General features: G+C 67.7%; 13 protein-coding genes. 5 read left to right on the top strand and 8 right to left on the bottom strand.

Annotation, left to right across the window (positions count from 1 at the left end; genetic code table 11):
• Positions 1-39 precede the first annotated feature (39 nt).
• Together uvrA and EPO51_RS22940 are read left to right on the top strand one after the other, a co-directional pair.
• Positions 40-2940 (top strand): excinuclease ABC subunit UvrA, encoded by a 2901-nt coding sequence (uvrA, locus tag EPO51_RS22935; RefSeq protein ID WP_293355170.1) that lies wholly within the window; start codon positions 40-42, stop codon positions 2938-2940.
• Between the two features lie 81 nt (positions 2941-3021).
• Complete coding sequence (locus EPO51_RS22940; RefSeq protein WP_293355173.1) at positions 3022-3633, top strand: glutathione S-transferase family protein; 612 nt, start codon at positions 3022-3024, stop codon at positions 3631-3633.
• On the opposite strand, the gene EPO51_RS22945 is transcribed toward EPO51_RS22940, so the two are convergent.
• Positions 3630-4502, bottom strand: coding sequence for a hypothetical protein (locus tag EPO51_RS22945; RefSeq protein WP_293355176.1), 873 nt, complete (start codon positions 4500-4502; stop codon positions 3630-3632). The two genes, EPO51_RS22940 and EPO51_RS22945, sit on opposite strands and share 4 nt — an antisense overlap.
• A gap of 121 nt (positions 4503-4623) precedes the next feature.
• On the opposite strand from EPO51_RS22945, the gene trmFO reads away from it, so the two are divergent.
• Complete coding sequence (gene trmFO / locus EPO51_RS22950; RefSeq protein WP_293355179.1) at positions 4624-6027, top strand: methylenetetrahydrofolate--tRNA-(uracil(54)-C(5))-methyltransferase (FADH(2)-oxidizing) TrmFO; 1404 nt, start codon at positions 4624-4626, stop codon at positions 6025-6027.
• Position 6028: 1 nt separating this feature from the next.
• On the opposite strand, the gene EPO51_RS22955 is transcribed toward trmFO, so the two are convergent.
• The 6 genes from EPO51_RS22955 to yajC all read right to left on the bottom strand — a co-directional run bounded on the left by EPO51_RS22955 (position 6029) and on the right by yajC (position 10653).
• Entirely contained in the window at positions 6029-6691 is a 663-nt protein-coding gene (locus EPO51_RS22955) for a squalene/phytoene synthase family protein (protein WP_293355182.1), read from the bottom strand.
• 60 nt (positions 6692-6751) lie between these two features.
• Entirely contained in the window at positions 6752-7366 is a 615-nt protein-coding gene (locus EPO51_RS22960) for a hypothetical protein (RefSeq protein WP_293355185.1), read from the bottom strand.
• 71 nt (positions 7367-7437) lie between these two features.
• A complete protein-coding gene (locus tag EPO51_RS22965) occupies positions 7438-7797 on the bottom strand; it encodes an Mth938-like domain-containing protein (RefSeq protein ID WP_293355188.1) in 360 nt (119 codons plus the stop codon).
• Positions 7798-7809: 12 nt separating this feature from the next.
• Positions 7810-8751 (bottom strand): protein translocase subunit SecF, encoded by a 942-nt coding sequence (gene secF / locus EPO51_RS22970; RefSeq protein ID WP_293355191.1) that lies wholly within the window; start codon positions 8749-8751, stop codon positions 7810-7812.
• A gap of 9 nt (positions 8752-8760) precedes the next feature.
• On the bottom strand, positions 8761-10353 hold the full coding sequence (secD, locus tag EPO51_RS22975) for a protein translocase subunit SecD (protein WP_293355194.1): 1593 nt from the start codon (positions 10351-10353) through the stop codon (positions 8761-8763).
• A 12-nt stretch (positions 10354-10365) separates the two neighbouring features.
• Positions 10366-10653, bottom strand: coding sequence for a preprotein translocase subunit YajC (gene yajC / locus EPO51_RS22980; RefSeq protein WP_465246628.1), 288 nt, complete (start codon positions 10651-10653; stop codon positions 10366-10368).
• Between the two features lie 184 nt (positions 10654-10837).
• Between yajC and EPO51_RS22985 the strand changes: the two genes are divergently transcribed.
• Entirely contained in the window at positions 10838-11677 is an 840-nt protein-coding gene (locus EPO51_RS22985; RefSeq protein ID WP_293355281.1) for an ATP-binding protein, read from the top strand.
• 77 nt (positions 11678-11754) lie between these two features.
• On the opposite strand, the gene EPO51_RS22990 is transcribed toward EPO51_RS22985, so the two are convergent.
• The gene (locus tag EPO51_RS22990) at positions 11755-11964 is read right to left on the bottom strand and encodes a cold-shock protein (protein ID WP_293355200.1); all 210 of its coding nucleotides are present in this window, start codon (positions 11962-11964) and stop codon (positions 11755-11757) included.
• A gap of 306 nt (positions 11965-12270) precedes the next feature.
• Between EPO51_RS22990 and EPO51_RS22995 the strand changes: the two genes are divergently transcribed.
• Positions 12271-12480 (top strand): hypothetical protein, encoded by a 210-nt coding sequence (locus EPO51_RS22995; RefSeq protein ID WP_293355203.1) that lies wholly within the window; start codon positions 12271-12273, stop codon positions 12478-12480.
• Position 12481: the final 1 nt, after the last annotated feature.

Below are 12481 nucleotides of genomic sequence, written 5' to 3' on the forward strand. Positions count from 1 at the left end.
AAGGACCCTTTCGCGGGCCCTCCGTGTTTCCGGGACAGTATGGCCGACCAGCACAACCTCATCCGCGTGCGCGGCGCGCGCGAGCACAATCTCAAGGACGTCAACGTCGACATCCCGCGCGGCGAACTCGTCGTGATCACGGGCCTGTCGGGGTCCGGCAAGAGCTCGCTCGCCTTCGACACCATCTACGCCGAGGGCCAGCGCCGCTACGTCGAGAGCCTGTCGGCCTATGCGCGCCAGTTCCTGGAACTGATGAGCAAGCCGGACGTGGACCTGATCGAGGGCCTGTCGCCGGCCATCTCCATCGAACAGAAGACCACCAGCCGCAACCCGCGCTCCACCGTGGGCACGGTGACCGAGATCCACGACTACATGCGCCTCCTGTGGGCGCGGGTGGGCGTGCCCTATTCGCCGGCCACCGGCCTGCCGATCGAGAGCCAGACCATCTCGATGATGGTCGACAAGCTGAACGCCCTGCCCGACGGGACCCGCCTGAACCTGCTGGCCCCCGTCGTGCGCGGGCGCAAGGGCGAGTACCGCAAGGAATTCGCCGAATGGCAGAAGGCCGGCTTCCAGCGGGTGAAGGTCAACGGCGAGCTGATGCTGATCGAGGACGCGCCTGTCCTCGACAAGAAGTTCAAGCACGACATCGACATCGTCGTGGACCGGATCGTCACCAAGGCCGGCCAGGAGGCGCGCTACGCCGACAGCCTGGAGACCGCGCTGAAGCTGGCCGACGGCATCGCCGTGGCCGAGTGGGCGGACCTCGCCGAAGGTCAGAAGGAACCCAGGCGGCTGCTGTTCTCCGAGAAGTTCGCCTGCCCGGTCTCCGGCTTCACCATCAGCGAGATCGAGCCCCGGCTGTTCTCGTTCAACAACCCCTACGGCGCCTGCCCGGTCTGCGACGGCCTGGGCGCGAAGCTGGCCTTCGACGCCGACATGGTCGTGCCCGACAAGGACAAGAGCCTGCACAAGGGGGCGATCGCGCCCTGGGCCAAGGGCCCCTCGCCGCTCTACACCCAGACCCTGCAGGCGCTGTCGCGGCACTACGACTTCTCGATGGACGAGCCGTTCTGGAAGCTGCCCGAGCCGGCCAAGAACGTGATCCTTTACGGCTCCGGCGCGGAGAAGATCCGCTTCGTCTACGACGACAACGCGCGGAAGTACGAGGTCAACAAGACCTTCGAAGGCGTGCTGCCGAACCTGGAACGCCGCTGGCGCGAGACCGACAGCGCCTGGGTGCGCGAGGAGTTGGGCCGCTACCAGTCCGAGACCCCCTGCCTGGCCTGCGAGGGCTATCGCCTGAAACCCGAGAGCCTGGCGGTCAAGATCGCCGGCCAGCACATCGGCCAGGTCTCCCGGCTCGCGATCAAGAGCGCCCAGGCCTGGTTCGAGAGCCTGGAAGGCCAGCTCAGCGACAAGCAGATGGAGATCGGCCGCCGAATCCTGAAGGAGATCAACGACCGGCTGCGGTTCCTGGTCAACGTCGGCTTGGACTACCTCAACCTCAGCCGCAATTCCGGAACCCTGTCCGGCGGCGAGAGCCAGCGGATCCGCCTGGCCAGCCAGATCGGCTCAGGCCTGACCGGCGTGCTGTACGTACTGGACGAGCCGTCCATCGGCCTGCACCAGCGCGACAACGCCCGCCTGCTGGTCTCGCTGAAGGGCCTGCGCGACCTCGGCAATTCCGTCCTGGTCGTGGAGCATGACGAAGAGGCGATCCTCACCGCCGACTACGTCATCGACATGGGTCCGGCGGCCGGCGTCCACGGTGGCGAGATCATCGCCCAGGGCACCGCCCAGGACATCATGGCCAACCCCAACAGCCTCACCGGCCAGTACCTGGTGGGTACGCGCGAGATCGCCGTGCCGGACGACCGCCGCCCGATCTCGAAGAAGAAGGTGATCCGGGTCGTGGGCGCGACCGGCAACAACCTGAAGAACGTGACCGCCGAGATCCCGGTGGGCACCTTCACCTGCATCACCGGCGTCAGCGGCGGCGGCAAGTCCACCTTCACCATCGAGACGCTCTACAAGGCCGCCGCGCGGCGGCTGCACAACGCCGCAGACGCGCCCGCGCCGCACGAGCGGATCGAGGGACTGGAGAACTTTGACAAGGTCATCGACATCGACCAGTCGCCGATCGGGCGCACGCCGCGGTCGAACCCGGCCACCTATACCGGCGCTTTCCAGCCCATCCGCGACTGGTTCGCCGGCCTGCCCGAGGCCAAGGCCCGGGGCTACGGTCCCGGCCGCTTCAGCTTCAACGTCAAGGGCGGACGCTGCGAGGCCTGCCAGGGCGACGGCCTGATCAAGATCGAAATGCACTTCCTGCCGGACGTCTACGTCACCTGCGATGTCTGTCACGGCAAGCGCTACAACCGCGAGACGCTGGAGATCCTGTTCAAGGGCAAGAGCATCTCCGACGTGCTGGACATGACCGTCGAGGAGGCCGCCGAGTTCTTCAAGGCGGTGCCGGTCCTGCGCGAGAAGATGCAGACCCTGAAGCGCGTGGGCCTGGGCTACGTGAAGGTCGGCCAGTCGTCGACGACGCTGTCCGGTGGGGAAGCGCAACGCGTGAAGCTCAGCAAGGAGCTGTCGCGCCGCGCCACCGGCAAGACCCTCTACATCCTGGACGAGCCCACCACCGGCCTGCACTTCGAGGACACCAAGAAGCTGCTGGAGGTGCTGCACGAGCTGGCCGACCAGGGCAACACCGTGGTCGTCATCGAGCACAACCTCGACGTCGTGAAAACCGCCGACTGGATCGTCGACTTCGGGCCCGAGGGCGGCGACGGCGGCGGCCAGATCGTGGCCCAGGGCTCGCCTGAGGACGTGGCCGCCGAACCCAAGAGCTGGACCGGCCGCTACCTCGGCGAGCTCCTGGAACGCCACCGCCAGCGTCGCGGCGAGCGCGTGAAGAAGCTCGTCGGGGCCTAGCCATCCCTCCTCTTCCAAGACGGGTAGCCGCGAACAGGCGTTTGAAATAGCCTTCCCCAACAACAAGGGGATGGAACAGCAATGATCCTGTATGGCGCGCCGAATCCGGCGCCGAACCCGCGGCGCGTGCGCATTTTCCTGGCCGAGAAGGGGATCGAGCTTGCCGAGACGCCGGTGAGCCTGATGCAGCGCGAGCACAAGAGCCCGGAGTTCAAGGCGAAGAACTCGATGGGCCAGGTGCCCACCCTGGAGCTGGACGACGGGACCTGCATCTCCGAGACCGTCTCGATCTGCCGCTATTTCGAAGCGACGAAACCCGAGCCGCCGCTGTTCGGCACCACGCCGGTCGAACAGGCGCTGGTGGACATGTGGATCCGCCGGATCGAGTTCACGGTGATGACTCCCGTGGGCATGTACTGGCGCCACGCCCACCCGCGCACCGCCGCGCTGCTGACCCAGTACAAGGACTTCGGCGAGTCCAACGCCGCCACTTACCAGGGCGCCCAGAAGTGGCTGGACCGCGAGCTGGACGGCAAGGCGTTCGTGGCCGGCGACCATTACTCCATGGCCGACATCTGCCTCCTGTCCACGGTGGACTTCGCCGGTTGGATCGGCCTGCCGCTGGACGATGGGTTCGCGAACCTCAAGGCCTGGCACGAGCGCGTCGGCGCCCGGCCCAGCTCAGCGGCCTAGAAGGCCTCGGCCGCGGGCGGGGCGTCTTCCAGCACCAGCTCGCGGTGCGCCACGGCGAACGGCGCGTAGATCATCACGATCTGCAGGACCTGCAGCAGCAGCTGCATGATCAGAGTGACCACGGCCGCGATGGCGGTGAGGGGCGTGAGGCGGCCGATGTCCTGCATCGCCGCCTCTCCGCCGGAGAGCTCGACGACGGCGAAGCTGATGATGCTGAACAGGATCCAGACGATCACGTAGAAGATCACCGCCAGGACGATCATGCCCAGCAGCGGCCAGAAGTGGCCCTTGGTGCGCGACCAGGCCAGCCGCAGCGAGATCTGGCCGGTTTCGAACACCGTCGGCAGCAGCAGGGACAGGCGCACGCCGATCCAGATGCCGAAGCTCGCGACCAGCCCGACGGCCAGCACCGCGCCGAACGAACCGAATTGAGACGCGCCGGCGGTGAACACCAGACCCAGCACCACCGAGACGGCGTAGAGGCCGATGCAGAGCAGGTTGGCCGCGGTGAGCTTCAGCTCGGTCCGCCCGACCTTCAGGTGGGCGAAGCCGTGCTCCGTCGGCCGCAGCACCAGGCGCATGACGCCCGCGGTGATGATCGACATCAGCAGCGCCGTCATCAGCAGCACCAGCAGGAACGCCGGCCAGGACGCGGCCAGCAGGTTGGCCACCTCCTCCAGATCGTTGGGGGTCAGCTGGCCCTTGCGCGCCAGGGTGATGAACTGCGGACCGAGCGTGGCCATCATCACCAGCGCGATCAGCAGGATGCCGCCGAAGTAGACCGCGCTCCACGCCAGCATCACGCCGGGGTGTTCCTTGGTCAGGCGGAAGCCTTCCATGGCCGCATCACTGGGAGAAAACTTGGTCATCCGTCCTGCTTGGTCCGAGTGCGACTCGGCCAGCCCCTTCGGGGAGAACCTTGCCGTGTGCGCTCTTAAGCGTGCAAGGCCCCGCTCGCGATCCTTGTCGTTCGTTGCTAGTACGCCACGCATGACAAAGAACCCTATCCACGTGGTCGGCGGCGGCCTGGCCGGCTCGGAGGCCGCCTGGCAGATCGCCCAGGCCGGTGTGCCGGCGGTGCTGCACGAAATGCGCCCCGTCCGCGGCACCGACGCCCACCAGACCGACAAGCTGGCCGAACTGGTCTGCTCCAACTCGTTCCGGGCCGATGACTGGACGGGCAACGCCGTGGGACTGCTGCACGCCGAGATGCGCACGCTGGGCTCGATCATCATGAGCGCAGGCGACGCCCACCAGGTGCCGGCCGGCGGCGCGTTGGCCGTCGACCGCGAGGGCTTCTCCGAGGCTGTCACCGCGCGGCTCGAGGCTCATCCGCTGATCACCATCGCCCGCGAGGAAGTCGCCGGCCTGCCGCCCGCCGAGTGGGACAGCGTGATCCTGGCCACCGGCCCCCTCACCTCGCCGGCGCTGTCGGCGGCGATCCTGGAGCTGACCGGCGAAGGCCAGCTCTCGTTCTTCGATGCCATCGCGCCGATCGTCAACCTGGACTCGATCGACATGGACGTGGCGTGGCGCCAGTCCCGCTACGACAAGGAAGGCCCGGGGGGCGACGCGGCGGCCTACATCAACTGCCCCATGACCAAGGACCAGTACGAGGCGTTCATCGACGCCCTGCTGGCGGGGCCGAAGTCCGAGTTCAAGGACTGGGAGAACGTCCCCTATTTCGACGGCTGCCTGCCCATCGAGGTGATGGCCGAACGCGGCCGCGAGACCCTGCGCCATGGGCCGATGAAGCCGGTGGGCCTGACCAACCCGCGCGACCCGCTGGTGAAGGCCCACGCCATCGTCCAGCTGCGCCAGGACAACGCTCTGGGCACACTCTGGAACATGGTCGGCTTCCAGACCAAGCTGAAGCACGGCGCCCAGAGCGAGATCTTCCGGATGATCCCGGGCCTGGAGAAGGCCGTGTTCGCGCGGCTGGGCGGGCTGCACCGCAACACCTTCATCAACTCGCCCCGCCTGCTGGACAAGAGCCTGCGCCTGAAGGCTCAGCCGCGCCTGCGGTTCGCGGGCCAGGTGACGGGCGTCGAGGGCTATGTGGAGAGCGCGGCGGTGGGCCTGCTGGCCGGCCGCTTCGCCGCCGCCGAGCGTCTGGGCCGGCCGATCGAAGCCCCGCCGGAGACCACGGCCCTGGGCGGGCTGGTGGGCCACATCACCGGCGGGCACCTGGAAGGCGGCAAGGGCTCGTTCCAGCCCATGAACATCAACTACGGCCTGCTGCCCCCCATGGAGCCGCCGAAGCGCGACGCCGAGGGCAACCGGCTGGGGTCGAAGGAGAAGACCCGGATCAAGAAGCGGCTGATGGGCGAGCGCGCCCTGGCCGACCTCAAGGCCTGGGCCGAGGGCGCCCCGGCTCTGGAGGCGGCGGAATAGATCAGATTCTGCCGCGGGCGACGGCGAGGATCACTCTCAGCCGATCGATGATGGGGGAACGCCTGCGGCCGACTAGCGCGGCGTGCGCGACGGCGGGAAAGGCCGGCTCCGTCAGGGTTCGGACCGCCTTGCGCGCGCCTTCCGTGGTCCTCCTCGATATGTCGGCCAATCCGGGCTCCTGCGCGGCGAGGCGCGCCAAGGCCCATGCGGCGCCGCCGGCGCGGGCGGGCCCGGGATCGGCGTCGGGCGCCAGGATCGACGCCGCGAGCTCGGCGGCCCGCCCGCCGGTGTCGCGCGCCCAGGCGAGAGCCTCCTTCGCCTGCATCGGCGTCGCGTCCAGCTCGCGGTAACGGGCGTCGATCATCGCCTCTAGCGGCTCGCGCGGCAGGCCGTGGCGCCGGATCACCTCGGCCAGGGCCTGGGCGGTCGGGTGGTGGCGGACGTGGCGGCCCTCGTAGGCCTCGTCCAGCATCTCGCGCCACCAGGTCAGGCGGATCTCGCCCAGCAGCGAATTGGAGGCGACTCTGGGCGCTCGCGCGAGTTCGTGATCGTAGGCGTAGATGGCGATCAGGGCGGCGCGCAGGGCCGGATCGCCGACGAACCGGCTGGAGAGCCAGCGGTCGGGGTCCACGCGGCGGATCAGGTCGTCGAGGTCGTCGCTCATGGTCGTCCAAAACGAAAAAGGCCCGCCGGTCGGCGGGCCTTCTCGCAGGGATTCGCGGCCCTAGTTGAAGATGGTCTGCGACATCGTCATGGACGCCAGCATCGGGATCGACAGCAGGAGGTTCGTGCGCGAGCCCAGCATGGCCATGCGCGCCGCCTTGGCCTTGGTGTCGGCGTCCGCCTCGACGATGCCCAGGGCGCGCTTCTGGTTCGGCCAGATGATGCCCCAGACGTTCAGCATCATGATGATGCCCAGCCACATGCCCAGGCCCAGCAGGGTGTACTGCCGGTCCAGCGCGGGGTCGTAGCCGCCGGCCAGGCCCAGCGAGAGCGTCTCGCCCGAGTAGCCGCGGACACCGGCGATCGCCAAGCCCATGACAACCGTCGCGAGCGCCGCCCAGCGGAACCAGAACAGCGCCTCGGGGGCGATGTACTTGGAGACCGCAGGCTTCAGCTCGGCGGGAATGTCCGGCATTTTCCGGATCTGGACGAAGTTGAAATAGTACAGCAGCCCGATCCAAAGGATGCCGAAGAAGACGTGTAGCCAGCGGAAGACGGCCTGCCAGTAGGCCGGACCGGTCCCTTGCGGACCGGCGGCGTAGGCGCCGACGATGACCAGCGCCAGGATGAAGCTGACGATGATCGTGTTGCGGAAATTGGCGAGTAGTCCAGCCATGTAACTAACCCTCTGAGTCCCTGCCCTTGCCGGAGGTATAGGGCGTTTCGTCACGGGCTGGAAGGTGACGCTCAGATCGCGATCAGCGCCGCCGCCAGCCTGCGGCCCTCGGAGGTCAGAAGGTTGTAGAGCTTGGCGGCCGCGGCGGTGTCCATGAACTCCAGGCCCAGGCCGGCGGCGCGCAGGCCGTCACGCACCTCGCGCGGGGGTAAGGCGTTGCGCGCGCCGGTGCCCAGCAGGACGAATTCGACATCCGCGACGCCTGCATCCAGCACCGCCCGGAAGTCGGAGAGCTTGAGGTCGGCCATGGCCGCCACGTCCCAGCTCCGCGCCTCGTCGGCCAGGATCAGCACCGAGCCCTCGTGCCGCACGCCGGCCAGCCGGAAGCCGCCGTCCCCATAGGCGTCGATCGTGGGCGCGTCGCGGGCCACGATAGGCGCGCCTCAGGGGCGCGCCGTCGCCGGCCTCAGCGGCTCGGCCGGATCGTCGTTCCGCTTCACGCCCCACAGCAGGATGATCGGCAGGGCGACGTAGACCGACGAATAGGTGCCGATGATGACGCCGAACACCATGGTCGAAACCAGCGGGAACAGCACCGGGCCGCCCAGGAAGAGGGCGCCGGACAGCGCCAGGATCGCCGTCGAACCGGTAATCAGCGTGCGCGAGAGACGCTCGTTCTCGGACTTGTTGATCACATCGCGCAGCGGCGTGGTCTTGTATTTACGCAGGTTCTCGCGGAGCCGGTCGAAGGTGATGACCTTCTCGTTCATCGAATAGCCGATGACCGTCAGCAGGGCCGCGATCGAAGTCATGGAGAACTCGATCTGCGTGAGCGACAGCAAGCCCAGCGTCAGGACCACGTCGTGCAGCACCGCGACCACGGCGCCGAGGCCGAACTGAAGCTGGAAGCGGAACCAGATGTAGCCGAGCATCAGCACCATCGCGATGCCCAACGCCATGAAACCGCCGGACATCAGCTCGCTGGAAACCTTCGGCCCGACCACCACCGGCGGCTTGAACTCCATCCCGGGGAACCTGACGGCGAGCTTCTGCTTCACCTGCTCGGCGGCGACGAAGGTGTTGGAGCCCTCGGTGCGGAACCGGACGATCGCCGTGTCGGGACGGCCGAAACCCTGGACCTGCGCGTCGTGGCCGCCCGCGGCCGGAACGGCCGCGCGCAGCTCGCCCAGGGGCACCGGGCCCTTGGTGCGCACCTCGATGGCGGTGCCGCCGACGAAGTCGATGCCGAAGTTCAGGCCTTGCACGACGAAGGAGCCGATGGAGCCCGCGATGAGGAGGGCGGAGATGACCGCCGCCATGGGCGCGCCACGGACGAAATCGACGTGGAACTCGCGCGGCAGGAGACGGATGAGGGGCCAGGGCATGATCTGTCTCTACTCGATCGGCAGGGCTTTGGGCTTCGTGGCGCGGAACCAGAAGCCGATCAGGACCTGGGTGATGACCACGGCCGTGAACACCGATGTGACGACGCCGATCAGCAGGGTCCAGGCGAACCCGCGGATCGGACCGGAGCCGAACTGGAACATGATGATGGCGGAAATGGCGCTGGTGATGTTGGCGTCCAGGATCGAGACCAGGGCGCGGCTGTAGCCGTGTTCCAGGGCCATGATCGGCGTTCGCCCGGCGTGCGCCTCGTCGCGGACCCGTTCGTAGATCAGCACGTTGGCGTCGACCGCCACGGCTAGCGTGAGGATCAGGCCGGCGATGCCCGGGAAGGTCAGCGTCGCCTGGGTCATCGACATGATGCCGAGGATCAGCAGCACGTTCACGATCAGCGCCACGGCCGCGAAGACCCCGAACAGGCCGTAGGCGAGGATGATGAAGACGATGATCGCCACGCCGCCGATCATCAGCGAGATCGCGCCGGCCCGGATGGCGTCGGCGCCCAGCTCGGCGCTGACGGTCTGCTGTTCCTGGATGGTCAGGGGCGCGGGCAGCGCGCCCGCCCGCAGCAGGATCGCCAGGTTGTTGGCGCTTTCGGTGGTGAAATTGCCGCTGATCTGGCCGGAACCGCCATTGATCGGTTCGTTGATGTTGGGGGCCGAGATGACCTTGTTGTCCAGCACGATGGCGAAGCGCTTGCCGACGTTCTGGGCCGTGGCGTCGGCGAAGCGCCGGGCGCCCAGGCCGTTGAAACGGAAGGTCACCACCGGCCGGCCGGTCTGTTGGTCAAAACTGGCCTGGGAGTCGGTCAGCATCTCGCCGGTGACCAGGGCGCGGCGCTTCACGACATAGAAGGGTTGAACATCGTCGCCCGGGATCAGCATCGTGCCGGGCGGCACGCGGCCGGCCTGCGCCTGGGCCAGGTCGGCCGTCTCGTCGACCATCTGGAAGGTCAGCTTGGCGGTCTGGCCGACGATGGCCTGCAGCTTCTTGGGGTCGCTCTCGCCGGGGGCGGCGATGGAGATCCGGTTGGAGCCCTGGCGCCGGATGTCCGGCTCCTTGGTGCCCAGTTCGTCGATCCGGCGGCGGATCACCTCGATGGACTGGTCGACCGCCTTGGCCGCCTGGGCGTCGAGCGCCTGGGGTACGAAGGCGACCCGGATACGCTGATCGGGGGCCGAGCTCACCGTCACGTCGCGCGCGCCCGTGGCCATCGCCGAACCCAGCTGTTCGCGCAGCAGCTTCAGCGCCTGGTCGACCTGGGCCGGGTTGTTGATGCGGACGTTCACCTCGCCGTTCACCACGCCCAGGCCGGTGAAGTCGATCTCCGCCTCACGCAGCGTGGTGCGGCTGTCTTCGACCAGGTTGGTGAGCAACTCGGTGCGCAGGGCCGCGGTGTCCACCTCGTAGAGCAGGTAGGACCCGCCCTGCAAGTCGAGGCCGAGGTTCAGCGTCTGCTTCGGCAGGAAGCCGGGCAGGCTGTCGCGCACCGACGCCGGCAGCACGTTGGGCAGCGTGAAGAGAATGCCATACAGCGCCGCCAGGACGACGAGGATGACCCTCCAACGGGAGACGGTGATCATCGACGGTGTGCTTTACGCCTTGGAGTCGTTGGCCGGCGCCGGTTCGCCGCGGGCCCGGACGTCGGAAATCATGGTCTTGACCACCTTCACGGTGACGCCCGTGGCGATCTCGACGCCCACTTCCTTGTCCTCGACGCGCACGATCTTGCCGATCATGCCCGAGGAGAGCACCACCACGTCGTTGCGCTTCAGCGCGCTCAGCATGGCCTGGTGCTGCTTCATCCGCCGCTGCTGCGGACGGATCATCAGGAAGTAGAACAGCACGACCAGGGCGACGAGCGGCAGGAACTGCAGCAGCATCGCTTCAGGGCCGCCTCCAGCGGCGCCGCCGGCGGCTTGGGCGTAGGCAGGGGTGGCGAACATAGCCTCTCCGAAAAATGCGCGAGCGAGCGCCCTCGCATGTGGGGGCCCGCCAAAGTCGGCGGAAGCTATGCGGACGGGCCTGCTTTTGCAATGGAACGCCTACGTGTATGGCCTGCGCCGTATGGACCGCGACCTTACGCCCCTCCTCACCCGCATCGCCGAAGCCCTGGAACGGCTGGCCCCGCCCGCCGGCGTGGCGGCGGCGTTCGACGGCGGGCGGCTCTTCCGGCACGATCCGCAGACCGGCGCCTTCCATGCCGCACCCGACTATCCGCTGAGCCTGGAGAGCCTGGTGGGCGTCGACCGCCAGAAGGCGCGGTTCCTGGAGAACCTGGAGCGGTTCGCGGGCGGCCTGCCTTACAACCACGCCTTGCTCTGGGGCGTGCGCGGCACCGGCAAGAGCTCGCTGGCCAAGGCGGCGTTCATGGCGGTGGCGGCCAAGGCGCCGCACCTGAAGCTGATCGAGGTGGACCGCGACCAGGTCACCGCCCTCCCCGCCCTGTTCGACGGCCTGCGCGGCCGACCCGAGTCGTTCGTGGTGCTGTGCGACGACCTGTCGTTCGAAGAAGGCGCCGCGGCGGCCAAGGCGCTGAAGTCGGCGCTGGAGGGCGGCGTGTCGGGCCCGCCGGCCAATGTGATGTTCGTGGCCACGTCCAACCGCCGCCACCTGATGCCGCGCGGCCACCAGGAGGACCGCGGCCTGGTCGCGGCCCACGAAGACGCCGAGGAGGAGGTCAGCGTGTCGGACCGCTTCGGCCTCTGGGTGGGTTTCCCGCCGATGGACCAGCCGACCTATCTGGCGGCGGTCGCCGCCTATGCCCAGCGCTTCGAGCTGAGCGTCGCCGACCTGGACCGCCGCGCCCTGCAATGGGCGCAGCTCCGCGGTTCGCGCTCGGGGCGGGTCGCCTGGCAGTTCATCCGCGACCTGGCGGGCGAACTGGGCAAGCCCCTGCCGCTCTAGGCTGGGCCAGAGGCCCGGCTCAAACGAGAAAGGCCGGCGCTTGAACGCCGGCCTTCGCAATCCTGGGCTCTGGAGCCTTAGACGGCCTGCAGCTGGCCGGCCGAGTTCTTGCCGCTGCGCTTGTCGCGCTCCATCTCGAAGCTGACCTTCTGGCCTTCGTTCAGGCCCGACATGCCCGCGCGTTCCACGGCCGAGATGTGCACGAACACGTCCGCGCCGCCGTCATCGGGCTGGATAAAACCGAAACCCTTGGTGGCGTTGAACCACTTCACAGTACCTACAGCCATTTTGTTCCCTTTCCGGGTGCAAATATTTCGCGCCGACGATCGACGCTTGCATCAAATTCTCGGAGAGGTCGGGGTAGATCCGCGGTGGTGGATTTCGAAAAACCCGGCGCGGAAAGCTCGCGATCCAGTGCGATATTCGATAGCTTCAACATAATTTATTTCGCCTGTCGCGCAAGCTGAGCCCTTAATAATTTGGGGACCACCGCGACAAATCCCTCATTTACCTGTAGTATGGGGGTTTACGCCCTTGCACGAAATCGCGGCCCCAAGAACTGCGGCGCAAAGGCTTCACTGGAGCACCTTCACATGCGTAACGCCCCCGACCGCGCGATCTTCACGGTAGTTCGCCACGAGACCGGCTGGGCCGTAGAGCATGACGGCGAGTTCTCCGACATGAGCCCGGACAAGGAAGTGGCCAAGGCCGCCGCCAACAAGCGCGCCCGCGCGGCGCAAGACGCCGGTAAGCCCTGCCTCGTCCGCATCGTCGGCGAGCACGGCTTCTTCAACGCGGCCTGAC

The organism is Phenylobacterium sp. (assembly GCF_004297125.1).
In the GTDB taxonomy this organism is placed as follows: Bacteria; Pseudomonadota; Alphaproteobacteria; order Caulobacterales; family Caulobacteraceae; genus Phenylobacterium.